This window comes from Tardiphaga sp. 37S4 (assembly GCF_021044645.1).
Classification (GTDB): domain Bacteria; phylum Pseudomonadota; class Alphaproteobacteria; order Rhizobiales; family Xanthobacteraceae; genus Tardiphaga; species Tardiphaga robiniae.
This window is the reverse complement of the sequence record NZ_CP088008.1, coordinates 2,057,874-2,080,731: the sequence shown is the minus strand read 5'-3', so window position 1 is coordinate 2,080,731 and position 22,858 is coordinate 2,057,874. Positions and strand designations below refer to the sequence as shown.

Here is a 22,858-nt window from a genome sequence, read left to right as displayed (position 1 = left end):
ATTGCCGAGTATCTTTACGGTAAAGAAACCCGATCTGTGCTTACGACATCGGACAATGAACTCACCTCGCCCAGCACGCTGGCCAGCGCCACGAGCTGCGACGATTGCAATGCCTCGATGGCAACTGCATAATTGAAACAATTGACTATTCTGGCTGTCACTTAAGGAAATGAAGAATGACGGGCGCCGATCTGGGTGTGATCATCCGGCAGACTGCTAAGCAGCAAAACAAGACACTGATGGCAGCCGTCAAGGCACAACGCGATCGCTATGCGGGCCTGGCCGCCAAGGCCAAGGACAAGACCGCCAAGGACCGTTTCAAGCAACTAGCGAAGGACGCGACAGAGCAAGGCATGGCCGCCGCCAAGCGCCTTCAGATGTCCGCCGATAATGCCGCCGATAGCTATGCGCGATCGATGCGTAAGGCCGTTGAAGCACTTCAGATCGCAGAAGCAGCGCAAGCGATGAAGGCTCAGAACGCCGAAAAGGACAAGGCCGCCAAGAAAACGGCCAAAAAGGCGAAGAAGCCAAAGATGCGATAATGCGGGCATAACATCGCCCGCTCGGCACGATCCGCACCGGAGCTACAAAAGGCCCGGCTTGCGCCGGAGTTACATCAGTCGGCCGGCCCATATGTATGTCAGGGCCGGCACAGCAAGACTTAGTTATGAGACCTTGAGGTTCTCGGCAGACGCCTTGCCGCGATTTTCCACCAGGTCGTATTCAATGGTCTGATTTTCATTGAGGGTGCTAAGGCCCGCGCGCTCCACAGCGGAGATGTGCACGAAGACATCCTTGTCGCCGACAGTCGGCTTGATGAAGCCATAACCCTTGGTTGGGTTGAACCATTTGACGGTGCCCTTCTGCATCGTCTGTCTCCCGATCTAGATACAAAAAAGACGCGGCCACGCATCATGCGTACCACGCCACAAGCGGGCTTCCCGGTGTCTGCTGAATGTCCTGCTCGCAAAACGCACAGTCGAACGGCCTCAATCCGATTGCGCAAGAATTCCAACATGAAAATTTTGGCTACGCAAGTCTTTGGCTTTTTACGGCAGAGGTTTTGATATCACCGGCCGCGTTCAAGCGTACCTATCGAAAGCCGCTGACCGGACCCATGAGCAGACGTGCCGGATTGAAATATCGTCGGCCCGCTCTGCGTGAATGGCCATAACGTGATGAAAAGCGACACGAATCCGCTGTGGCAATCGCACAACAATACGCGTCAATCGCCACCGGAGGCGCTCAATGCGCCGCGGCAATGCTCATTGGATCGCGTATGCTCTGCCGCAGTCGAACGGCACTGCAGCGACAATTTCGAAACGAGTAACAATGCGCGATCCATCGCGATACGCCCAAACGGACAGGCGCCCGGCTGCCAGTCGGCAACGCCGGACCATTGTACTCGGCCTTGCCGTCGCGCTTGTCGTTGCGCCTTCGCTTGCATCCGCCCAGGTCGCGCCGCCGCCTACCACGCCGCCCCCAACCACGCCGCCACCGCCAGCAGCCGCACCGGTGCCCTCATCGACCGACTTCAACGCCGGGCAATCCGCCGGCATCGCCATCAGCGATCTCGGTAGCCAGTTCCTGCGCCGCCTCGGCGATCAGGCAAGCTACGGCTTCAACCGCGCGTCGCGCGCCAATCCCGGCGGCGGCGGTGCGTCGGAGACCACCGAGACGCCCCGCTTCCGAAGCTGGGCCGAATTCTATGGCGTTGGCGCGCATACCAGCACGATCGGGGATTTCGTCGGCGACAAGCGCCGGACCATCGGCGGCGTCGCCGGGATCGGCGCGCGGCTGATGCCGGGTGTCAATGTCGGGCTGTCGGTGGACCAGAGCCACACCACGATCGATGTTCCGCTGGCGCTGCAATCAGCGACGCTCGACCTCACGCAAATCGGAGTCAACGCTTCGGTCGACCAAGGCGCCTGGACCTGGGCAATCGCATTGGTGCACGGCTTCGGCGACATCAACTCGCGCCGCGACACGGGTCTGGGGCTCGCGAGCGCCGGCTACAATGCGCGGATCGACGGCGCGCTCACCGAGCTGAGCTATTACTGGAGTTACGAACAGGCACGGATCGTGCCCAAGGCTGCTTTCGAATACACCCGCGCGACGACCGGCGCGATGCAGGAGCTTGGCGGCCTCAATCCTGTCAACGCGAGCGGCGCCTCAGCCGAGCGTGCGCGTATCCTGATTGGCGCAGAAGTCGGTCGTTACTGGATATTCGATCAGAAGATTCTGGATCTGTCGGGCTATGCCAAATTCGTCGACAACGAGCATCAGCGCTTTAGCAACGTCACGGTTAGCCTGGGTTCCGAGAGCATCACCGTTCAGGGGATTGGCGAAAGCCAGTACGGCGCGGATGCCGGCGCATCGGCGTCGCTGAGCCTCAGCAACACCGCGCGTCTCTATCTCAATTATGACGGCAAGTTCCGCGCCTATTCGCAGTCCCACCAAGGAACGCTGGGCGTCGAATTCAAGTTCTAGAAATGATCAGGTTCTAGAAACAAAAAAGTGGGCGAAAGGCAAATACCCCTCGCCCACCCTGCGCTTTTAATGCGTTAGGCCGCCTGCTCGGCGTGCCCTGCCATGCTGCGACGACGCCACAACGTTCCGACAGCGAGCACCACAGCGACACCAATCAGACCGCAGACGATCTCGCCACCATGTCCCCCATTGGTGAAACGAACGCCAAGGCCCAGCGATGACATCAGGCTGTCGAGGCCAGTGCCGACCGAACCGCTGAAGAAGCTGTGCATCAGCGGCAGAACCGCAGGATCCGTCGCGATCACTTCGCCGGCGACCCAGCCCAGCAGGGCCGCACCGAGCCAGACCAGAACGGGCAGACGGGTCAGCAGCGCCATGATCAGCGCAGCGCCGGCGACGATCAGCGGGACGCTGATGGCAAGGCCGAGGATCAGCAACGGCACGCTGCCATTGGCAGCGGCAGCAACTGCAATGACGTTGTCGAGGCTCATCACGATATCGGCGACGACGACGATCTGCACGGCGGCCCACAGATGCGAGGCAGCCTTGACGCCGTCCTCTTCTTCCTGCTCGGGAACCAGCAGTTTGGCCGCGATCACGATCAGCGCGAGACCGCCCACCAGCTTGAGGTAGGGCAGTTCCATCAATGTGGCGACGATGCCGGTGAAGATGATACGCAGGATGACGGCGGCAGCGGCGCCGAGAATCATGCCCCACATGCGCTGCTTCGGTTCCAGACCACGGCAGGCCAGTGCGATCACGAGGGCGTTGTCGCCGGACAGCAGAACGTTGATCCAGATGATCTTGCCGACGGCTACCCAGAATGCGGGCTGCTGCATTTCGACCTGAAATTGAACGAAAACCGACTTGATCGTCGCCGGATCGAGAATATGCAGCAACCAGTCCACAGCGCGCCCCTTTGTTTGTTCGTTTTGATTGGAAAGGTCGGCGCGCCCCCGCGCGCCGACCGGTCGTCAATTCGGCTGGAAGTTTAGCCGACGATCTCGTTGCCCGAGAAGAACTGTGCGATCTCGATCGCCGCAGTTTCCGGAGCGTCCGAACCATGAACCGAGTTCTCGCCGATCGACTTGGCGTGAAGCTTGCGGATGGTGCCATCAGCAGCCTTCGACGGATCGGTTGCGCCCATCACATCGCGATGCTTGAGGACGGCGTTCTCGCCTTCCAGCACCTGCACGACAACCGGACCCGAGGTCATGAAGTCCACCAGTTCGCCGAAGAAGGGGCGTTCCTTGTGAACGGCGTAGAAGGTGCCGGCCTGTTCGCGGGTCATGCGGATGCGCTTTTGCGCGACGATCCGCAGGCCGGCCTTTTCGATCAGCGCGTTGATCGCACCGGTCAGATTGCGCTCGGTCGCGTCGGGCTTCAGAATCGAAAAGGTACGCTCGATAGCCATGATTTATCCTTGAATAACAGTCGCTGGAAGATGGCGGCTTATATCGACGCCATCCGGGAACGGCAAGCGATCCGTCTAAATGTCGCAGGCCCCTTTTTGGCCAATCCCGTGCCGAAATTACCGAGATGTCATCCACATGAACCATTCCTGACAGGATTGGCGCGATCCGGTTCAGCTTCCTCCTCCTAGACTGCCTGCAATGACCCCGGCCAACGGCATTTGCCCCCGGTGCCATGTTCACGGCAGGCGCAACACGCGCCGTACCAGAGGAGATGAGAATGTTCCGCAAGATCGCACTGACTTTGGTTGCAGCGGCCTCATTGGGCGCCGCGGCGCTGGCTCCGACCTCGGCTTCCGCCTGGGGCGGCCACGGCGGATGGCACGGCGGTGGCTGGCATGGCGGCGGATGGCATCGCGGCTGGGGCGGGCCACGCTTCGTCGGCGGGCCGGTTTACGGCTATGGCGGCGGCGGATGTCTCGTCCGCCGGGTCGTTCCGACCCCGTGGGGACCGCGTTGGCGACTGGTCAATCGCTGCTACTGACGCTCCACGAGCAGAGAAATACCGCCCGGCCGTTCCCTCGGCCGGGCTTTTTCTTGGCAGATCCATCGACGATTCATCGAATTTTGACTCAAACAGCCTCAAATCCATAAATCTTGAAACAATTTCGGCCCGGACGACTTGCCTTAGTGTCATTCAACTGCCACGAGCGCCGGGAAGACAATGCAGAACCAGTTCATCAATGATGGCGAAGAACACATCGACCGCACCACCAGCGTGGCGATCTGCAATGCCATCGGCGAGCGGTTGCGCCGTGATATCGGGTCGGATGATGACACCCTGCCCTCCCATCTCCAGACGTTGATCGACCGGATGCGGCAGCAGGACGAAAAGCGGTAGCCGTTGACGGCATAATTGACCTTCCACCAGCAGCGAGCAAATCGGGGTTGCCTTTGTGCGTCGCAGCGGTGACAACCCCGCATGCTTTCCATCACAGACATTTCGATCCGGATCGCCGGACGCCTGCTCATTGACGAGAGCACGGTACAGATTGCGCCGGGAGCCCGCGTGGGTTTCGTGGGCCGCAACGGCGTCGGTAAATCGACACTTTTTCACGCCATTCGCGGCGATCTGGCCACCGAAACCGGAAGTATCTCGATTCCGCCCCGCTGGCGTATTGGCAGCCTCGCCCAGGAGGCGCCGGACGGCCCCGAAAGCCTGATCTCCGTCGTCTTGAAAGCCGATCTCGAGCGCGACGCACTGCTGAAGGAAGCTGAGACCGCCTCCGATCCGGAGCGCATTTCCGACATCCAGACCCGCCTTGTCGATATCGATGCGCATTCCGCGCCCGCTCGCGCCGCAGCGATTCTGAGCGGCCTTGGCTTTTCGGCTGAAGCCCAGTTGCGCTCCTGTTCCGAATTCTCCGGCGGCTGGCGCATGCGCGTCGCGCTTGCGGCCACGTTGTTCTCGGCGCCGGACCTGTTGCTGCTGGACGAACCGACCAACTATCTCGATCTCGAAGGCACGCTGTGGCTCGAGGATCATCTCGCCAACTATCCGCGCACGGTCATCGTCATCAGCCATGACCGCGACCTGCTCGATACGTCGGTGAACGAGATCCTGCATCTCGACCGTGGCAAGCTCGTGCATTATCGCGGGACTTACTCAAATTACGAAGAGTTCCGCGCCAACAAGGAGGCGCTCGACGCCAAGAACGTCAAGCGTCAGGAAGCCGAGCGCAAGCGGCTGCAGGACTTCGTCGATCGCTTCAAGGCCAAGGCCTCCAAGGCACGTCAGGCACAATCGCGCGTCAAGATGCTTGAGCGCATGAAGCCAATCTCGGCGCTAGTAACGCAAGACGTGCGCGAGATCGTCTTCCCTGCGCCCGAAAAGATCCTGTCGCCGCCGATTCTCGCGGTGGACAATGTGTCGGTCGGCTATGAGCCCGGCAAGCCGGTACTCAATCAGGTGACACTCCGCATCGATACCGAGGATCGCATTGCCCTGCTCGGCTCCAACGGCAACGGTAAGTCGACGCTGGTCAAGCTGCTGGCAAACAAGCTGAAGCCATTTTCGGGATCGATTACGCGCGCCGACAAACTGTCGATTGCTTACTTTGCCCAGCATCAGCTCGACGAGCTGGTGATGGACAACTCCGTCTATGATCACGTGCGCAAGCTGATGCCCGACATGCCGGAATCGAAAATCCGCGCGCGTGCCGGCAATATCGGCTTTTCCGGCAAGGCCGCGGATACGATCGTAAAAAGCCTGTCCGGCGGCGAAAAGGCGCGGCTACTGCTGGGGCTCGCGACTTTCTACGGTCCGAACATGATCATTCTGGACGAACCGACCAACCATCTCGATATCGACAGCCGCGCAGCGCTGGCCGAGGCGATCAACGAATTCCCCGGCGCAGTGATCATGGTCTCCCATGATCGCTATCTGATCGAGGCCTGCGCAGACCAGCTCTGGGTCGTGGCTGACCGCACCGTCACCAATTTCGACGGCGATCTCGACGACTATCGCAAAGTCGTCATGCAAGCCCGCGGCATACGCACGCCGACACGCGACCGCGCAAACACGGACCGCGAAAAACTGGCGAAGCCTAAAGAAAAGAAGGTCCCGCTCAAGCAGCAGGTCGCCGAAGCAGAATCCGAGATGGAGCGGATCACCGCCATCATCGCCAAGATCGATACTGCGCTCGCATTGCCTGACCTGTTCAAGAAAGATCCGAAGCAGGCCACGCAACTCACCAAAGCGCGCGCCGCTGCGGCGGACGCATTGCAACGCGCCGAAGAGCAATGGCTTAGCGCGAGTTCTCTGCATGAAGAAGCGAACGGCTGAAAACGCAGCTGTCGCTTACTTCGACATCATCACGAAAAGATCAGGTCGCGGCGCGCTTCTTCGCCTTCGGACGCGCGGTCTTCGGCTGCTCAACTTCCGGACCGCGTTCGACCACGGTCAGACGACCGGCGGTAAACGTATAGATGCCAGCGCGCGGACCGCGCAGATAGGTCAGCACGGCAACGCGATCGCCACGCGGGCTGGTCGATAGACTGACATTGTCGGGTGCGCCTGCACCACGCGCCACGTCGCATTCGGTATGGCCGAGCGCCACGACGCCAGTTTGAACCGGCGCACCTGCGGTACCATCGGCAAGCGCGTTGGCATCACGCGGCGCCATGCCCGGGCACGCACCGTCAGCGCTGATGAGATCCTGCGGACTGACGGCCTGCTCAGGCGACAGCGGCGGCGTCTCAATCGAAACATTCTTGATGAACACGCGACCTGGCTTGGAGAACCAGTCGGCATCCTTGGACAGCAGGTCCGTGGAGAATGCGTCACCGCCCACGCCGGCGCAGCCAGCAAGCAATGGCGCAGCAAGCAGCAGCACGAGCAGACCGTTTCGATGAAGCTTTTCTTGTCGCACGATTACGCAACCCCAAGACAGGCGATAAGCGCCTGTAACATCATTCATTTGCGGCACCACCATGACACAGCGGCAGATACCGGTGAGGAAATCTACAATTATCATTAATTGCAGCAGATCGCCAATCGCCAGCTAATTCTTACGCTGCCACCGGCCACGTTCATCGGTCTGCCAGTAAGTGGCGGTAAAGCCCCTCGCCTTACAATCAGTCCAGGCTGCTCGCGCTGCAGCGAGCGCATCGGCATCGTCGCCGTTGAATACCAGCACCATGCGCTCATAGCCGTCGGCATCCGCCGGCACTGCTGCGCTGTCCACAAGGAACCGGACCTGGGCACGATTGGGATTCCCCTCTTCGATCGCGAGAATGATCGGCTGATCCGCAGCGTCCGCCACACGCCAGGTGGCGTGCGGCAGAAATGAATCATCACGATAGGTCCACAAATGCGCATCGAGCGCATCGGCGCGTTCTTCTGACGTGGATTGCACGACGACACGCCAGCCGCGCTCGAGTGACTTCTCGAGCAGCGGCGGCAGCACGCTCTCCAGCGTCATGTTCTGCAGGTGATAGAACAGGACCTCGGTCATCGTGTCGGACTACTTCTTCGCCTCGTAATAGTCGGCCACAAGCCGATCCAGCAGCCGCACGCCGTAACCCGAGCCCCAGCTCTGATTGATCTCTGTCTTCGGCGCGCCCATGGCGGTGCCGGCGATATCGAGATGCGCCCACGGCGTATCGTCAACGAAACGCTGCAGGAACTGCGCCGCAGTGATCGAGCCGCCATTGCGCGTGCCGGTGTTCTTCATATCGGCGAATTGCGAGTCGATCTGCTTATCGTATTCCGGACCGAGCGGCATCCGCCAGACACGTTCACCGGTGGCCTGTCCGACGGTGGACAGACGCTCTGCGAGTTCATCGTTATTGGAGAACATGCCGGCATATTCGGTACCGAGTGCGACCATGATCGCGCCGGTCAGCGTCGCCAGATCCACCATGAATTTCGGCTTGAACTTCTTCGCCACATACCAGAGCACATCGGCCAGTACGAGGCGACCTTCAGCGTCGGTGTTGATGATTTCGATGGTCTGACCGGACATCGACGTCACGATGTCGCCCGGACGCTGCGCGTTGCCGTCCGGCATGTTCTCAACGATGCCGATGGCGCCGATGACATTGACCTTGGCCTTGCGGCCCGCGAGTGCATGCATCAGGCCAACGACGCAGGCTGCGCCGCCCATATCGCCCTTCATGTCTTCCATGCTGCCGGCCGGCTTGATGGAGATGCCACCGGTATCAAAGGTGACGCCCTTGCCGACGAAGGCGACGGGCTGCTCGCCCTTCTTGCCACCGTTCCAGCGCATCACCACCATGCGGCCGGGACGCACAGATCCCTGGGACACACCGAGCAGCGCGCCCATGCCAAGCTTGGTCATCGCCTTGACGTCGAGCACTTCGACCGTGACGCCGAGCTTCTTTAACTCACCTGCGCGGCGCGCGAATTCGGCGGGAAACAGCACATTCGGCGGCTCATTCACGAGTTCGCGGGCCAGCACGACGCCGTTGACGATATGATTGCCCGGCACAAAGGCCCTCTTGGCTGCAGCGACGTCACCGACGGCCAACGAAACCGCGACGCTGCCGGGCGTCTCGTCGGCATCCTTCTTCTTGGTTTTGTAACGATCGAATTTGTAGGCGCGCAGCAATACGCCGGAGGCAACCGATGCCGCCTGCTCCGGCGTCATTGCACCCGAAGCCAGCTCCGCGATGACGGTCACCGCCTCATTGCTGCCGCCGACCTTGCCGGCGAGCACGCCGCCAAATTTCAGCAGATCGGTCTCCTTCAGATCGGCCGGCTTGCCGGTGCCGATCACGATGAGACGGGACGCCTTGATGCCGTCTGGGGCCAGGATGTCGAGCGTCGACGCGCTCTTGCCCTTGAACTTGCTGGTTGTAGCCGCGCGCTTCACAGTTGCTGCGGCGTCCCCGAGAGCCTTGGTCGCGGCAGGACCGAATTTCAGCGCTTCGTCGCAGAACACCACAAGAGCACCGCGTGCAGCAGTGGCAAACGGGACGAAGCCGACCTTGACGGCGTCGGACATGGCAAATTCCTCCAGAAGATCAGGGCTGTCGCAGGGGTCGGCGCGGAATCCGGTCAGTGCGGCGGGGTTCAAGTGTTTTGTTGTCGTCGCAGCGTGAACCGTCAAGACAGGTTCTGACCGAAACCGCCAAGGATCGATAGTTTCTTGTGTTTCCCCCGAGGGAAACCAAACCGCCCGTAACCCACGATTCGGGCATTGCCTGTGTCCGAATGTGTCGACTCTGGCCTTAGGCGACGGTCTTGCCAACGAATAGGCCCCACCGACGGATACGCCTCCTCGTCGCCACGCGGGTTGCGAAGCATTTCAGTGGCCCAAGGGACACATCAGGCACATAATTAACCATATCTTGAGCGAGCCATCCCCCGGCCATTTTGTTGACCAATCAAAGGGATGCTAAGTGAGATGATGGGCTTGTGAGGATCGCGGCATGTCCTTTTGGGGGTCCCCTTGCGGGATTGGGCATGCGGGCGGCTTTAATGGCCGGAATGGGGATTGATCGGACCGATGGGGTCTATCGACAGGTATATTTTCCGCACGACGTTGGCGTCGTTTGCGGTGGTTCTGGTCAGCCTGACGGGCGTGATCTGGATCACGCAAGCGTTGCGCGGAATCGACCTGATGACGAGCCAGGGTCAGACCATTCTGACCTTCCTCGGCGTCACCAGCCTGGCGATTCCCGTTCTCGTTCTGATCATTGCTCCGATCGCCCTGATGATCGCGGTGTCCCACACCCTGACCAAGCTCGCGACTGACTCCGAAATCATCGTGATGAATGCCGCCGGCCTGTCGCCGCGACGGCTGTTTCGTCCCTTCCTGTTCGCGACAATGGTCGTATCGTTGCTCGTGGCTTTCATTGGCTCATATCTGGCACCGGATGGTATGCGCCGGCTGAAGCGCTGGGATGCCGAGATCACGGCCGACGTTCTGGCGAATATCCTGCAGCCAGGCCGCTTCGCTCAGCTCGATCAGAACCTGACTATCCGCGTCCGGGAGCGTCAGCCCGGCGGATTGCTGGTCGGGATTTTCGTTGACGATCGTCGCGATCCCAAAGAGCGCGTCACCATCATTGCCGACCATGGCACGGTGCTGAAGAACAAGGATGGTTCGTTCCTGATTCTGGAAGATGGCAATCTGCAGCGTTTCGAGACGGGCAAGACCGACCCCGCCATGGTGGCATTCGGCCGTTATGCTTTCGATATGTCGAAATTCTCCAATCGCAGCCAGGACGTCACCTACGGAATTCGCGAACGGTATCTCTGGGAATTGATGGTGCCGCCAGTGGATGATCCGCTTTACAAGCAGGTGCCGCGGCAGTTCAGCGCCGAGATGCACGACCGCTTGATGGCGCCGATCTATCCGCTTGCCTTTGCCGCCTTGACCTTTGCATTCCTGGGCTCGCCACGGACGACGCGGCAGAGCCGCAACTTCTCGATGGGCAGCGCAATTGCCGCGGTGTTCGGCCTGCGCATGGCGGGCTTTGCCTGCTCCGTCGTGGCAGCAAAGTCGGACTTCGCCGCACCGCTTCAATATGCCCTGCTGGCGACAGCGATCGGCGTCAGCTTCTGGATCATCTCAGCCGGGATCGTGGTGGAGCCGCCGGCGAAGCTGGTGGAAGCAATCAACAGATCCAACGAGCGGTTGTTGCGCCTCTTCCGACGGCCGGCCGCCGCATGAGCATGATCACCAACACCATTGGCAGGTATTTCGCCGGTCGCTTCCTGGTGGCGGCCTTAGGCGTGTTCACCAGTATCTTCATGCTGCTGGTGCTGGTCGACTACATCGAGATGGTCAGGCGCACCTCCGGGCTGGCCTCGGCCTCCGCTCTGATGGTGGCGCAGACGTCGCTGTACCGGGTGCCCCAGTTGCTCGAGAAGATGATGCCGTTTTGCATCCTGATCGGCGCCATGACCTGTTATCTCGCGCTGTCGCGGCGGCTCGAACTGGTGGTCGCCCGCGCCGCCGGCGTCTCGGCCTGGCAGTTTATTTCCCCTGCACTGGCCAGCGCCCTCGTCCTGGGCGTGCTCGCGACCGTGGGCTACAATCCCCTGTCGGCCAACCTGCGCGAGGAATCGAAGCGGATGGAGGCCCAGATGTTCGGCGATGCGCCGGGCGGCGGCGTCCAGGACGCTTCCGGCTTCTGGATCAACCAGGTCAACCGCGAGGGCCAATCCATCATCAATGCCGCCCGCAGCGAGCAGCAGGGCGTCCGCCTGACCGGCCTGACCGTATTCCGGTTCGACACCGAATCCCAGTTCAAGGAACGGATCGAAGCTCGCGAGGCATCGCTGGAGCCCGGCCGCTGGTTGTTCAAAGGGGTGCGACGCTACACTCTCGATTCGCCTGTGGTTGAGCAGGACAGCATGTACCTGGCCACGACCCTGACCCCGCTGCAGGTCAGAAACAGTTTTTCGACCCCCGAAACAGTGTCATTTTGGCAACTTCCTTCGTATATCAAATCCTCAGAGAGTTCGGGTTTCGCGACGGCGGGGTATCGCTTGCAGTATCATAAGCTTATCGCACAGCCGTTTTTGCTGGTTGCGATGGTGATGCTGGCTGCTTCCGTGAGCCTGAGGTTCTTTCGGATGGGCGGTGTCCAGAAGATGGTTTTGAGTGGCGTGGGCGCAGGCTTTCTGCTCTACGTCCTGTCGAAAGTTACGGAAGATTTGAGCAAGGCTGAGTTGATGCATCCGATTGCTGCGGCGTGGCTGCCTGTGTGTGTGGGCGGCCTCACCGGCTTTTTGGCCTTGTTGTACCAGGAGGACGGATAGTGGCTGTGTTTGCCGCCCTCCGTGAGCAGGCATTTGATTGGAAGCTGCGCATGATCACGCGCAGCGACCGGTTTTGCACGTCTGGCGTACTGGCCCCGGTGCTCGCAACCGTTTTGGGTCTGGCGACTGCATTTGGCGTCGCGGCGACGACCCCGGCGGCTGCCCAGAGTTTCACTTACAATCGCCCCGCCACCCGGCCGAAGCCGCCGCCTGCCGCCCAGACCGGGCAGATGCTGGTCCAGGCGACCGAGGTCAATTACGACTATAACAACTCGCGCGTCGCCGCAGTCGGCAGCGTGCAGATGTATTACAACGGTACGTCCGTCGAAGCCGACAAGGTCATCTACGACCAGAAGACCAAGCGCCTGCACGCCGAAGGCAATGTCCGCATGACGGACGCCGACGGCAAGATCACCTATGCTAACCTGCTCGATCTCAGCGACGACTACCGCGACGGTTTCGTGGATTCGCTGCGTGTCGATACCGCGGATGCGACCCGCATGGCCGCGACGCGCGCCGAGCGCACCGCCGGCAACTACACCGTGTTCCAGAACGGTGTCTACACGGCCTGCGCCGCCTGTAAGGAAGATCCGAAGAAGCCGCCGCTGTGGCAGGTCAAGGGTGCCCGCGTCATCCACGACCAGACCGAAAAGATGATGTATTTTGAGGACGCCCGGATCGAGTTTTTCGGCGTTCCCCTCGCCTATATCCCGTATTTTTCGACACCCGATCCGACGGTGAAGCGCAAGACCGGCTTCCTGATGCCGGGCTTCACGCAGAACACCAATACAGGCTTCGGCGTTGAAACGCCGTTCTATTGGGCGATCGCGCCTGATTACGACGCAACCATCTCGCCACGCTACACCAGCAAGCAGGGCCTGTTGATGCAGGGAGAGTTCCGGCAGCGCCTGATGGATGGCGCCTACCAGATCCGTGCCTATGGCATCAATCAGCAGGATCGCAGCGCCTTCGCCAACACGGTCGGCGACAAAGACTGGCGCGGCGGAGTCGAGTCCAAAGGCCAGTTCGCGCTGAACGACAAATGGGTCTGGGGCTGGGACGCGGTCGCACTCAGCGATTACAACTTCCTGCAGGACTATCGCTTGTCCATGTACAAGGATCCGTACGCCTCGTTCCTGAACCTGCAGACGGAAGCCGTTTCGCAACTCTATCTGACAGGCGTTGGCAAGCGCAGTTTCTTCGATGCACGCACGATCTACTATCTGAGCTTCTCCGGTAATCAGAGCCAGGTCCCGGTGATTCACCCGGTGATCGATTACAACAACGTGCTCAACCAGAACATTCTGGGCGGCGAGTTCAGTTACAAGTTCAACATGACCAGCCTGAGCCGTGATCAAGCCTCATTCACGCCGATCAATAGCGTAGTAAACCCATCCACCAGCGTCAGCGCCGGTTTGAATCCATGTCTTTTGCAGTCCGCAGACGTGGCTCTGCGGACACCTCAAAATTGCCTGATGAATGGCATTCCTGGCACCTATACCCGCGTGACTGGTGAAGCACAGTGGCGCCGTTCCTATACGGACTCGTTCGGCCAGATCTTCACGCCGTTCGCGATCCTGCGCGTCGATGCGATCGATGCCTCGATCTCAAACCAGCCCGGCGTGTCCAACTTCCTGCCGACCGGCGACACGACCGCACTGCGGGTGATGCCGACCGTGGGCCTCGAATATCGCTATCCGTTCATCAACGTTCAGCCGTGGGGCACCACGACCCTCGAACCCATCGCTCAGGTGATCATTCGTCCGAACGAAACCTACGCCGGTAAGTTGCCGAACGAAGACGCGCAGAGCATGAGCTTCGACGCGAGCAATTTGTTCAGCGTCAACAAGTTCTCCGGTTACGACCGTGTCGAAGGCGGCGGCCGCGCCAACGTAGGCGTGCAGGCCACCACGCAGTTCGATCGTGGCGGCTCCGTCAAAGTCCTGTTTGGCCAATCCTATCAGCTGTTCGGCCTGAATTCGTTCGCGGTCGCAGATACGACCAACACCGGTGTCGACTCCGGACTGGCTACCTCACGGTCAGACTATGTCGCCAGCCTCGCTTATTCGCCGAACCGGACCTACACGGTCAGCACGCGTGCGCGGATCGACGAGGCGACCGGTAACGTGTCGCGCTTTGAGGCGGAGGGTCGCGCAAGCTTCGACCGCTGGTCGGTCAGCCTAATGTATGGCAACTACGCACCGCAGGCGGAGTTGGGCTACCTCACCCGCCGCGAAGGCCTCCTTGGCACCGGCTCGATCAAACTGGCATCGAACTGGGTAGTCACCGGTGGCGCGCGCTGGGATCTCGAGGCCAACAAGATCAACCAGTACACGGTCGGCGCAGGCTATGTGGACGATTGTTTCGTGCTCGGCGTCAATTATGTCACGTCCTACAACTACGTGACTAACCTGAGCACGCCGCCCGTTCTGAGCCATTCATTCATGTTCCAGATTGGCCTGCGGACAATTGGTAATACCACGTCTGCGAGCGGAACCGGCGGCACTTACTAGTATCGGTCGTTTGTGCCGTGAAATCTCCGTTTTCCGTCGCGATGTATGCGAATTCTGCTTTCAAGAGAGCTTTGACACCGCGGTTTAGACAATGATGGGTACGATGATTTCCGGACGCGTTCTGCAAGCCACTTTGGCGACGGCAGTTACCCTTTTCATTTGCGCGGGATCGCCGGCTCGGGCCCAATCCGTCGCCGTTATGGTCAATGGCGAGCCCATCACCAATTTCGATATCGAGCAACGCACCAAGTTGAATGCACTGTCCGGCGCGAAGACGAACAGCCGCCAGGACGTGATCGAGGAGTTGATCAGCGAAAAGGTGAAGATCAAGGAAGGCAAGAAATACAGCGTCGATCCCGGTGCTTCGGAAGTCGACGGCGCATTTCAGAACATGAGCTCGCGCATGCGCCTCACGCCGGATCAGCTGGTGCAGTCACTGGCGTCCAAAGGCATCCGCCCGGACACGCTGAAAAGCCGATTGAAGGCCGACATGGTCTGGAACGCGATCGTCCGCGGGCGCTTCAAGCAGAGCCTGCAGGTCGGCGAAAAGGAAGTCGATGCAGCCGTCCAGAGCGCCGGCGGCGACGCGATGACCGAAGCGTTCGAATATCAGATGCGACCGGTTGTGCTGGTCGTGCCCCGCGGAGCGGCGTCCGGCATGATGGAAGCGCGGCACAAGGAAGCCGAAGGGCTACGCGAGCGTATCCAGAGCTGCGAAGACGCTAACCGTACCTTCAAGTCGATGCAGAATGCGACCATCCGCGATACGGTCGTCAAGACCTCTGCCGATCTGCCGCCGTCGCTGCGAGAACTGCTCGACAAGACCCCGATCGGACGTCTCACGCCTCCGGAAGTGACCCGCCAGGGTGTCGAAATGGTCGCCTTGTGCGCGCGCAAGCCAACCAAGGTCGATACACCGAAGAAGCGGGAAGTCCGCGACAAGATGTTTGCCGACAAATTCGAAGCGAAGTCGAAATCCTACCTGCAGGAAGTGCGCAAAGCGGCGATGATCGAATATCGGTAGTTTCCGATCCGGCTTAGGCCGCGACTGGCTTAGGGCGGCACCATGACCAAACCTCTTGCGCTGACATTGGGCGAACCGGCCGGCATCGGCCCGGACATTGCCATCGCTGCCTGGCTGCGTCGGCACGAACTCGACCTGCCCCCGTTCTATCTGCTTGGTGACCGAGACTTCATGGCGGAACGTGCCAAGACGCTCGGCCTCGACGTCAGGCTGGCCGATGTAACGCCCGCCGGTGCCGCTGAGACGTTTGCTGACGCGTTACCGGTGGTGTCGATCGGGCAGACGGTCACCGCGCCTCCCCGTCGTCCTGACGCGTCCAGCGCACCCGCAGCCATTGCCTCGATCCGTCAGGCGGTCGCGGACGTGGAAGCCGGCCATGCCGGCGCCGTCGTGACCAATCCGATCGCCAAGAGTGTGCTCTATCGCGCCGGTTTCACCCATCCAGGTCACACCGAATTTCTCGCCGAGCTTGCCGCCCGCGACGGAAAGGTCCCGCTGCCGGTGATGCTGTTGTGGTCGCCCGAACTGGCCGTGGTGCCGGTCACGATCCATGTCTCGCTGCGCGATGCTATTGCCCAACTGAGCGGCCCGCTGATCACTGCCACCGCACGCATCGTGGTCAACGACATGAAGACCCGTTTCGGCATCAAGCGGCCACGACTGGCCATTGCTGGCCTCAATCCGCATGCCGGAGAAGACGGTTCGATGGGAGATGAGGAGCAGGCGTTCATCATGCACGCGGTCACCGTATTGCAGAACGAAGGCATCGACGCACGCGGGCCTTTGCCCTCCGACACCATGTTCCATCCGGCAGCCCGCGCGACCTATGACTGCGCGATCTGCATGTATCACGACCAAGCCCTGATCCCGATCAAGACCATCGCTTTCGATGATGGCGTCAACGTCACGCTCGGCCTTCCCTTCATCCGGACCTCGCCGGACCACGGCACGGCCTTCGATATTGCCGGCACCGGACGCGCCAATCCGTCGAGCCTGATCGCCGCGCTCAAACTCGCAGCTCGCATGGCCGCGACGCAATCCGCATGAGCGGGATCGACGATCTGCCGCCACTGCGTGACGTCATCAAACGTTTCGATCTGCAGGCGCGCAAATCGCTCGGCCAGAATTTTCTGCTCGATCTCAATCTCACCGCACGCATCGCCCGCGCCGCCGGCCCGCTGGAAGATTGCACGGTCATCGAAGTCGGCCCCGGCCCCGGCGGCCTCACCCGTGCATTACTAGCGACGGGCGCCAGGCGCGTCATCGCCGTCGAGCGTGACGAGCGCGCGCTCGGCCCGCTCAAGGAAATCGCCGCGCACTATCCTGGTCGGCTCGAGATCGTCATCGGCGACGCCCAGACCTTCGATCCGCGCCCGATGCTATCAGGCGAGCGCGCCAAGATCGTCGCCAACCTGCCCTATAATATCGGTACGCAGCTCCTGATCGACTGGCTGTGCACCGAGCCGTGGCCGCCCTGGTACGACATGATGGTGCTGATGTTCCAGCGTGAGGTCGCCGAACGCATCGTCGCTATCGAAGATGATGAAGCCTACGGCCGGCTCGGTGTGCTCTCCAACTGGCGCGCCGAAACCAAGATCCTGTTCGACATCTCGCCGGCCGCCTTCACGCCGCCACCGAAGGTGACATCATCGGTCGTGCGCCTCGTTCCCCGTGGGGAGCCCGAGGCCTGCGAACGACGCCTGCTGGAACAGGTGGCGGCCGCAGCCTTCAACCAACGCCGCAAGATGCTGCGGCAGAGCCTGAAGTCCCTCGGCGTCGATCCGGAGCGGCTCGCCGCAGCTGCCGATGTCGATGTTACCCGGCGTGCCGAGACGGTTCCGGTGTCAGGTTTTGTCGCAATGGCACGCGAATTATCAGAGATCAGAAAGACAAAGAGCATCACGCCGGCGCCCTGATGTCGCGCGCAGGACTGCAGATTGCCGCGCACCTGAAGCAGGCGCAAACGAACGCCACGAACATTGGTAGTCCGTGCGTCAGTCCCTGCATCGCAACGCCGGCGAAGACCGGGCCGATCAGCGCGCCTGCGCCCCACATCAGTCCCATCGTAGGATAGATGCCGACCAGAGCCGGGCTCCTCGCATAAAAACATTAATCATCCGCTGGCTATTCTGGCCCTGGAAAACCGAGATCATGGGTAACCGATGATACGACTGCTGCTCCTCCTGCTGGGCGCGGAAGTGGTGCAACGGCGTTGGCGGTTGCTGCTTGCGATCGGCGTGCTGTGGGCCGCCTTGGGGCTCGCTATCGTGATCGACGCGTTCGATGGCAGCACGATCGTGCGACCGCACTATTTCGGCTACCTGCTGCTGCTAGAAGGCATTGTCAGCCTGCTGGCTGCCCTGCTTGCCGTCACGCGCCGGCCCTATCAATTCGCCAAGGCCGTTATCCTGATCGTACCGGCCGTCATCATCATCGCGCAGCCGCGTCATTCCAATCTGTTGATCGCGATGCTGCTGGGCGGCGTGCTGCTGCTCGACGGCAGCGCGCGCATCGTCAGTGCCTGGGTGGTGCGCTTCGAGAACTGGCGGATGGCAATCGGTGCTGGCGTGATCGAACTGATGCTGGCCGCCACCACGCTGGAACCATGGCCGACCTGGTACGAGGGCACGATCGGCTTCAACATCGGCGCGTTGCTGATCGTATCGGGACTGAGCACGATGTTGCTGGCTAATCGCTTGCGGCGATTGCCACCGGATGCACCGATCTCGATGCTGGTGGGCGGCGCGTTTCCGACCGCATTGTGGGTGCCCGCCACGCCGGATGATGCCGGCAAGGACGATCTCATCGTGCATGTCTGGACACCCACAGGACCCGGCCGCAGCGCGCGGCGCCGACCGTTGGTGGACCGCTACATTGCAGCTGTCGATGCCGACGGCATCGTCTCCACCGGACATGCAGCACTTGAACTCGCGCCCAATGTCTATGTCAGCCACTACCCCGCCGTCGAAATCGATCGCGCGCCGGATGAGTTCGGCCGCGTGCTGCGCGCTGGCGTCGAGAACGATCTTCCGGGTCGTTTTCAGCCGAGCTATGCCGAGGAAGCAGAGGGATGGTGCGAGGCCACTGAACATGTCCGTTTCACGCGCATCGATCGCGTTCGCGTCCGCCACTTCTGGCGGACTTACCGCGTTGATACGACCTACAACCTCACCAGCCGCAACTGCTCGACTGCCGTGGCACACGCGCTCGATGCAGCACTCGAAGGCGTACTCGGACGCACCGAGCGACCGTGGCGCGCATTTTTCCGGGCGGCGGTCACGCCCGAATTATGGGTCGCGGGCGTCTTGCGGCAGCGCGCCGAAGCAATGGCCTGGACACCCGGATTGGTCCTCGACTATGCGCGGCTGCTCCAGGTGTTGGTCGAACCCACGCCGGAACAGATCTCCCCGGACTGGTCGCGCCTCAGACGGCTCAGTATCCGCCGAGCAGCACGGGCCCGCACGCGCACGGCATGACCTTCTGCACGTGTGGCGCAGGTGCGAACCTGGCGCTCTTTCGCACCCTTGAACTCGCCCCCATCCTGTGATTGCTAGGATGCAACGAAGTCTAGGGAAAACAAAAATGGCTCTTATGAAACGCCAGTCTCTGGTGAAATTCGACGCTCCGCTCTGCGAAACCATCGTCGACACACCGAAGCCGCAGGGCAAGGAAGTGCTGGTCCGCATCGAGTGCTGCGGACTCTGTCATTCCGACCTGCACATCCAGGACGGCTATGCGGATCTCGGCGGCGGCAAGAAGCTCGACACCACCCGCGGCATGACGCTTCCCTTTACGCTCGGCCACGAGATCGCTGGCATCGTCGATGAGGTCGGTTCCGATGGCGATCAATCGCTGATCGGCAAGAAGAAGGCCGTCTTCCCGTGGATCGGCTGCGGCAAATGCCGCGACTGTCTTGCTGGCGACGAGAACCTCTGTGCCAAGAACCGATTCCTCGGCGTGTCACTCGACGGCGGTTTCGCGACGCATGTCCTCGTGCCGGACGAGAAGTATCTGCTCGATTATGATCCGCTGCCGATCAACATGGCCGCGACGCTGATGTGCTCGGGCATCACCGCTTACGGCGCACTCAAACGTCTCGTCGATCGTCCGCGGCAACGCAACCTGCTGCTGGTGGGTCTCGGCGGCGTCGGCATGGCGGGCCTCGCGCTGGCGCAGGCGATGTTCAAGCAACCGATCTCGGTGGCCGATCTCAATCCGGCGGCACGTGAAGCCGCGCTGAAGAACGGTGCAGCCTTCGCCTATGACCCTTCCGAGCCCGATGTCGCCAGGCGCATGGTCAAGGAGAACGATGGCGGCTTCGATGGCGTGGTCGACTTTGCTGGTAATGACAAGTCCATGAACTTTGCGGTGGCCACGGTGGCGCGGGGTGGCAAGATCGTGGTGTCCGGCCTGATGGGCGGCGAGTTCAGCCTGCCCACGGTGCAATGGATCTATAAGCGCATGACCATCGAGGGCTTCATGGTCGGCACGCTTGAGGAAGCCAAAGAGCTGATGGCTCTGGCCCGCGCCGGCAAGCTCAAGCCGACGCCGATGAAGGCGGAGCCGATGGGCGATGCGCAGAAATGGATCGATGAATTGCGCGCCGGCAAGGTCGTCGGCCGGATCATGCTGACCAACTGAATTAGACTGCACTCAGGCTCTGGCCCGGATTGCGCTTCATGCGATCCGGACTAGGATATGTCCCATTGCAGGATGGGATTCATGGACCATTTCGTCCAACCGGTCAGGTCGCTTGCGCGAATTGCCGCGCTGATGGCCCTGACTTTGCTGCTCTCGATCAGCGCTGCATTGGCCGAGAAGCGCATTGCGCTTGTGGTCGGCAACTCCGGCTACCAGAACATCACCCGCCTCGATAACCCGAAGAACGACGCGAAGCTGATGGCGGAGACGCTGAGCGGTCTCGGCTTCACGCTGATCGGCGGCACTGCGCAATTGGACCTGGACAAAAGCGCACTTGATCTCGCCGTGCAGAATTTCGGGCGGCAGGTTCAGGGCGCTGACGTCGCCCTGTTCTATTACGCGGGCCACGGCGTGCAGGTCAGCGGCTCCAATTACCTCGTGCCGGTGAACGCCAATCCGACCCGCGAGGCGGATGTCGATTTCCAGATGGTCGATATTAATCTGGTGCTGCGCCAGATGCAGGGCTCCGGCACGCGCCTCAACATGGTCATTCTCGATGCCTGCCGGAACAATCCGTTCGGCGCGCGCGGCTTGCGGGCTTCCGATGGCGGCCTCGCCCAGATGCGCGCACCGGAAGGCACCCTGATCTCCTATGCGACCCAGCCCGGCAGCGTGGCGCAGGACGGCAGCGATGGTAACAGCCCCTATACCAAGGCATTGGCGAGTACCGTGCGTCAGGCTGGGCTTGATATTTTCCAGACCTTCAATCAGGTCGGCCTTGCGGTGAAGCGCGCCACCGGCGGCTCGCAACAGCCATGGGTATCGTCGTCGCCGATCGACGGCACGTTCTACTTCGTGGCACCAACCGCCACCGTGCCGCTCGTCGTGCCGCAGAAGCCCGTGCAGGAAGCACGCCTGCCCGATGCACCGCGGATCGACTTCGACAAATTGCCGATCACCGATCCAATCAAGCTTACGGAAATCAGCGACCGGCTTTATGAGCTGAATTTCGATCCCGAACCGCTGAACAGCAAGAATGGCATCGCGGTTGCGATCCGCGATTTCCAGATCAAGGGCGGCATGCCACCAACGGGAGAGGCGACCGAGGGCCTGCTGCAGCGTTTGCGCAGCGCGAGCGACCAGAAACAATGGGGCTCGATCGTCTACGACATCAAGAACAAGAAATGGGGCATGTCGTGGGATCAACCGTCCCGCAAGTCAGCCGTGACCAAGGCACGCGCCCAATGCGGCACGGCTCCCTGCCCGCTCGAACTGTCGTTTTACGGAGCCAATTGCGGTGCATTCGCAGCTCTCGGCGGCAACTGGTCGCTTGTCGCGCGGCCCACGCTTGCACAGGCGCGCGATGCGGCCATCGATCAATGCACCAAAACAGGAAAATCATGTCCGATTGTCGGCGCCATCTGCGCCAACGCCACGATGGGGCCTGACGCGAAATTGTAAACACCTCTATTTTGAAAGCTGATTGCGATGTCTTTTCGATCCGGATTGATGACTTGCACGGCCGTATTGTTTCTCTCGGGGAGCGCGGCTTTCGCGCAAGGCGCAACCGGCGGCAGCCTTGGCAACGACAGCAAGACGCTGTCGGGCTCCTCCCCCGAATCCCGATCGGCGGCGCCTGCCCAACGCGAAAGCTCCGAACGCCGCGCGCCGCGCCGTCAAACCACGTCGCGCAACCATGGCGAGGGCGCGGGAGGCGGCGGAAATTTCGACGGCGCCTGGTCCATATCGAGCGTAGGCACCTCCGGCTGTTCCGACACATTCACGGAAAACTTCGTCGTGGCCAACGGAAGGATGATCGGCAAAGACGGCAGCGCCCCGGTCAGCGCCAACGGGACAGTGCGCGGAAGCGGAAACTACAGCGGTATCCGCGTCACCAGCCAGGGTCGCCTCTCCGGCCGTACCGGCTCGGGAGTTTTCCAGCGATCCGATGGATGCTCGGGCCGCTGGGTCGCAAGCAAGCAGTAAGCGCCCATGACAATCCAGCAGATCATCCTCCCCTGTCTGCTCATCATCGCACTCGGCGGCAGCGACGCATGGAGTCAGGGCGCGACCGGCGGCAGCCTCGGCAATGACAACAAGACGCTGTCCGGCTCGTCTTCCGAGCCGCGTGCCGCCAAGCCAGCACGCCCGCCGCGATCCGAGCAGCGTGCAGCTCCAGCCCGCCGCGGCGCTAGTGAGGGCGGTAGCGCCGCCAGATTCGACGGCACGTGGCTGATCGCTTTCACCGGTCAGGCGACGGTGTGCACGGGCCGCACCGCCAGCAGCACATTGACGATCTCCGGTGGGAGCGTCGGCGGGGGCGGTAACATCAGTCCAAGCGGCGTATTGCAAGGGGTCGGCAGCAGCGGCAGTGTGAGCGCGATCATGACCGGCCGCCTGTCCGGCCGCAGTGGTGGCGGCTCGATGCAAATGTCGAATGGCTGCACCGGTCGCTGGACGGCCAGCAAGCAATGATCGGCGG

The 22,858-nt window shown here is 61.3% G+C and carries 22 protein-coding genes; 16 read left to right on the top strand and 6 right to left on the bottom strand.

Annotated features, from left to right (window positions below):
* Positions 1 to 176 precede the first annotated feature (176 nt).
* Complete coding sequence (locus tag LPB73_RS10150) at positions 177 to 542, top strand: hypothetical protein (RefSeq protein WP_231080483.1); 366 nt, start codon at positions 177 to 179, stop codon at positions 540 to 542.
* Positions 543 to 665: 123 nt separating this feature from the next.
* Here LPB73_RS10150 and LPB73_RS10145 read toward each other — a convergent pair whose 3' ends face one another.
* The gene (locus LPB73_RS10145) at positions 666 to 869 is read right to left on the bottom strand and encodes a cold-shock protein (protein ID WP_089263958.1); all 204 of its coding nucleotides are present in this window, start codon (positions 867 to 869) and stop codon (positions 666 to 668) included.
* 463 nt (positions 870 to 1,332) lie between these two features.
* Between LPB73_RS10145 and LPB73_RS10140 the strand changes: the two genes are divergently transcribed.
* The gene (locus tag LPB73_RS10140; protein WP_231080482.1) at positions 1,333 to 2,490 is read left to right on the top strand and encodes an autotransporter outer membrane beta-barrel domain-containing protein; all 1,158 of its coding nucleotides are present in this window, start codon (positions 1,333 to 1,335) and stop codon (positions 2,488 to 2,490) included.
* 74 nt (positions 2,491 to 2,564) lie between these two features.
* Here LPB73_RS10140 and LPB73_RS10135 read toward each other — a convergent pair whose 3' ends face one another.
* Positions 2,565 to 3,398 (bottom strand): TerC family protein, encoded by an 834-nt coding sequence (locus LPB73_RS10135; RefSeq protein ID WP_093758307.1) that lies wholly within the window; start codon positions 3,396 to 3,398, stop codon positions 2,565 to 2,567.
* An 83-nt stretch (positions 3,399 to 3,481) separates the two neighbouring features.
* Entirely contained in the window at positions 3,482 to 3,904 is a 423-nt protein-coding gene (gene ndk, locus LPB73_RS10130; protein WP_068731078.1) for a nucleoside-diphosphate kinase, read from the bottom strand.
* Positions 3,905 to 4,182: 278 nt separating this feature from the next.
* Here ndk and LPB73_RS10125 point away from each other — a divergent pair, with 278 nt between their 5' ends.
* The 3 genes from LPB73_RS10125 to LPB73_RS10115 all read left to right on the top strand — a co-directional run bounded on the left by LPB73_RS10125 (position 4,183) and on the right by LPB73_RS10115 (position 6,747).
* Positions 4,183 to 4,446: a sulfur globule protein precursor gene (locus LPB73_RS10125; RefSeq protein ID WP_068731077.1), complete on the top strand. Its 264-nt coding sequence runs from the start codon at positions 4,183 to 4,185 to the stop codon at positions 4,444 to 4,446.
* A gap of 180 nt (positions 4,447 to 4,626) precedes the next feature.
* On the top strand, positions 4,627 to 4,803 hold the full coding sequence (locus tag LPB73_RS10120; protein WP_175366131.1) for a hypothetical protein: 177 nt from the start codon (positions 4,627 to 4,629) through the stop codon (positions 4,801 to 4,803).
* Between the two features lie 81 nt (positions 4,804 to 4,884).
* Positions 4,885 to 6,747: an ABC-F family ATP-binding cassette domain-containing protein gene (locus tag LPB73_RS10115; protein ID WP_089263954.1), complete on the top strand. Its 1,863-nt coding sequence runs from the start codon at positions 4,885 to 4,887 to the stop codon at positions 6,745 to 6,747.
* A gap of 40 nt (positions 6,748 to 6,787) precedes the next feature.
* Here the strand turns inward: LPB73_RS10115 and LPB73_RS10110 are convergent, their stop codons facing one another.
* The 3 genes from LPB73_RS10110 to LPB73_RS10100 form a co-directional block, all read right to left on the bottom strand.
* Positions 6,788 to 7,381 (bottom strand): hypothetical protein, encoded by a 594-nt coding sequence (locus tag LPB73_RS10110; RefSeq protein WP_246297406.1) that lies wholly within the window; start codon positions 7,379 to 7,381, stop codon positions 6,788 to 6,790.
* 84 nt (positions 7,382 to 7,465) lie between these two features.
* Positions 7,466 to 7,918 (bottom strand): DNA polymerase III subunit chi, encoded by a 453-nt coding sequence (locus LPB73_RS10105; RefSeq protein WP_093758304.1) that lies wholly within the window; start codon positions 7,916 to 7,918, stop codon positions 7,466 to 7,468.
* A 9-nt stretch (positions 7,919 to 7,927) separates the two neighbouring features.
* Positions 7,928 to 9,430 (bottom strand): leucyl aminopeptidase, encoded by a 1,503-nt coding sequence (locus LPB73_RS10100; RefSeq protein WP_231080481.1) that lies wholly within the window; start codon positions 9,428 to 9,430, stop codon positions 7,928 to 7,930.
* A gap of 504 nt (positions 9,431 to 9,934) precedes the next feature.
* On the opposite strand from LPB73_RS10100, the gene lptF reads away from it, so the two are divergent.
* From lptF to LPB73_RS10045, 11 genes are all read left to right on the top strand, one after another.
* A complete protein-coding gene (lptF, locus tag LPB73_RS10095) occupies positions 9,935 to 11,104 on the top strand; it encodes an LPS export ABC transporter permease LptF (RefSeq protein ID WP_068731073.1) in 1,170 nt (389 codons plus the stop codon).
* Positions 11,101 to 12,198: an LPS export ABC transporter permease LptG gene (gene lptG / locus LPB73_RS10090; RefSeq protein WP_231080480.1), complete on the top strand. Its 1,098-nt coding sequence runs from the start codon at positions 11,101 to 11,103 to the stop codon at positions 12,196 to 12,198. The genes lptF and lptG overlap by 4 nt, the downstream gene beginning before the upstream one ends.
* Positions 12,199 to 12,248: 50 nt before the next feature.
* Positions 12,249 to 14,711 (top strand): LPS-assembly protein LptD, encoded by a 2,463-nt coding sequence (locus tag LPB73_RS10085; protein ID WP_231080479.1) that lies wholly within the window; start codon positions 12,249 to 12,251, stop codon positions 14,709 to 14,711.
* Positions 14,712 to 14,805: 94 nt separating this feature from the next.
* Positions 14,806 to 15,735, top strand: coding sequence for a SurA N-terminal domain-containing protein (locus LPB73_RS10080; RefSeq protein ID WP_414716906.1), 930 nt, complete (start codon positions 14,806 to 14,808; stop codon positions 15,733 to 15,735).
* A gap of 42 nt (positions 15,736 to 15,777) precedes the next feature.
* Entirely contained in the window at positions 15,778 to 16,782 is a 1,005-nt protein-coding gene (gene pdxA / locus LPB73_RS10075) for a 4-hydroxythreonine-4-phosphate dehydrogenase PdxA (protein ID WP_231080478.1), read from the top strand.
* Positions 16,779 to 17,651, top strand: coding sequence for a 16S rRNA (adenine(1518)-N(6)/adenine(1519)-N(6))-dimethyltransferase RsmA (rsmA, locus tag LPB73_RS10070; RefSeq protein ID WP_231080477.1), 873 nt, complete (start codon positions 16,779 to 16,781; stop codon positions 17,649 to 17,651). The genes pdxA and rsmA overlap by 4 nt, the downstream gene beginning before the upstream one ends.
* Before the next feature lie 246 nt (positions 17,652 to 17,897).
* A complete protein-coding gene (locus LPB73_RS10065) occupies positions 17,898 to 19,211 on the top strand; it encodes an HdeD family acid-resistance protein (protein ID WP_231080476.1) in 1,314 nt (437 codons plus the stop codon).
* Positions 19,212 to 19,317: 106 nt separating this feature from the next.
* A complete protein-coding gene (locus LPB73_RS10060; RefSeq protein ID WP_231080475.1) occupies positions 19,318 to 20,376 on the top strand; it encodes an alcohol dehydrogenase in 1,059 nt (352 codons plus the stop codon).
* Between the two features lie 81 nt (positions 20,377 to 20,457).
* Complete coding sequence (locus LPB73_RS10055) at positions 20,458 to 21,837, top strand: caspase family protein (RefSeq protein ID WP_414716881.1); 1,380 nt, start codon at positions 20,458 to 20,460, stop codon at positions 21,835 to 21,837.
* A gap of 48 nt (positions 21,838 to 21,885) precedes the next feature.
* Complete coding sequence (locus LPB73_RS10050) at positions 21,886 to 22,362, top strand: hypothetical protein (protein WP_231080474.1); 477 nt, start codon at positions 21,886 to 21,888, stop codon at positions 22,360 to 22,362.
* Positions 22,363 to 22,368: 6 nt separating this feature from the next.
* Positions 22,369 to 22,851: a hypothetical protein gene (locus LPB73_RS10045; protein ID WP_231080473.1), complete on the top strand. Its 483-nt coding sequence runs from the start codon at positions 22,369 to 22,371 to the stop codon at positions 22,849 to 22,851.
* Positions 22,852 to 22,858: the final 7 nt, after the last annotated feature.

What these genes read in the sequence shown, in the direction of transcription:
- LPB73_RS10150 (WP_231080483.1), top strand. Translation starts at nt 177, where the DNA reads ATGACGGGCGCCGATCTGGGTGTGATCATCCGGCAGACTGCTAAGCAG.
- LPB73_RS10145 (WP_089263958.1), bottom strand. Translation starts at nt 869, where the DNA reads ATGCAGAAGGGCACCGTCAAATGGTTCAACCCAACCAAGGGTTATGGC.
- LPB73_RS10140 (WP_231080482.1), top strand. Translation starts at nt 1,333, where the DNA reads ATGCGCGATCCATCGCGATACGCCCAAACGGACAGGCGCCCGGCTGCC.
- ndk (WP_068731078.1), bottom strand. Translation starts at nt 3,904, where the DNA reads ATGGCTATCGAGCGTACCTTTTCGATTCTGAAGCCCGACGCGACCGAG.
- LPB73_RS10125 (WP_068731077.1), top strand. Translation starts at nt 4,183, where the DNA reads ATGTTCCGCAAGATCGCACTGACTTTGGTTGCAGCGGCCTCATTGGGC.
- LPB73_RS10120 (WP_175366131.1), top strand. Translation starts at nt 4,627, where the DNA reads ATGCAGAACCAGTTCATCAATGATGGCGAAGAACACATCGACCGCACC.
- LPB73_RS10115 (WP_089263954.1), top strand. Translation starts at nt 4,885, where the DNA reads ATGCTTTCCATCACAGACATTTCGATCCGGATCGCCGGACGCCTGCTC.
- LPB73_RS10110 (WP_246297406.1), bottom strand. Translation starts at nt 7,381, where the DNA reads ATGAATGATGTTACAGGCGCTTATCGCCTGTCTTGGGGTTGCGTAATC.
- LPB73_RS10105 (WP_093758304.1), bottom strand. Translation starts at nt 7,918, where the DNA reads ATGACCGAGGTCCTGTTCTATCACCTGCAGAACATGACGCTGGAGAGC.
- LPB73_RS10100 (WP_231080481.1), bottom strand. Translation starts at nt 9,430, where the DNA reads ATGTCCGACGCCGTCAAGGTCGGCTTCGTCCCGTTTGCCACTGCTGCA.
- lptF (WP_068731073.1), top strand. Translation starts at nt 9,935, where the DNA reads ATGGGGTCTATCGACAGGTATATTTTCCGCACGACGTTGGCGTCGTTT.
- lptG (WP_231080480.1), top strand. Translation starts at nt 11,101, where the DNA reads ATGAGCATGATCACCAACACCATTGGCAGGTATTTCGCCGGTCGCTTC.
- LPB73_RS10085 (WP_231080479.1), top strand. Translation starts at nt 12,249, where the DNA reads ATGATCACGCGCAGCGACCGGTTTTGCACGTCTGGCGTACTGGCCCCG.
- LPB73_RS10080 (WP_414716906.1), top strand. Translation starts at nt 14,806, where the DNA reads ATGGGTACGATGATTTCCGGACGCGTTCTGCAAGCCACTTTGGCGACG.
- pdxA (WP_231080478.1), top strand. Translation starts at nt 15,778, where the DNA reads ATGACCAAACCTCTTGCGCTGACATTGGGCGAACCGGCCGGCATCGGC.
- rsmA (WP_231080477.1), top strand. Translation starts at nt 16,779, where the DNA reads ATGAGCGGGATCGACGATCTGCCGCCACTGCGTGACGTCATCAAACGT.
- LPB73_RS10065 (WP_231080476.1), top strand. Translation starts at nt 17,898, where the DNA reads ATGATACGACTGCTGCTCCTCCTGCTGGGCGCGGAAGTGGTGCAACGG.
- LPB73_RS10060 (WP_231080475.1), top strand. Translation starts at nt 19,318, where the DNA reads ATGGCTCTTATGAAACGCCAGTCTCTGGTGAAATTCGACGCTCCGCTC.
- LPB73_RS10055 (WP_414716881.1), top strand. Translation starts at nt 20,458, where the DNA reads ATGGACCATTTCGTCCAACCGGTCAGGTCGCTTGCGCGAATTGCCGCG.
- LPB73_RS10050 (WP_231080474.1), top strand. Translation starts at nt 21,886, where the DNA reads ATGACTTGCACGGCCGTATTGTTTCTCTCGGGGAGCGCGGCTTTCGCG.
- LPB73_RS10045 (WP_231080473.1), top strand. Translation starts at nt 22,369, where the DNA reads ATGACAATCCAGCAGATCATCCTCCCCTGTCTGCTCATCATCGCACTC.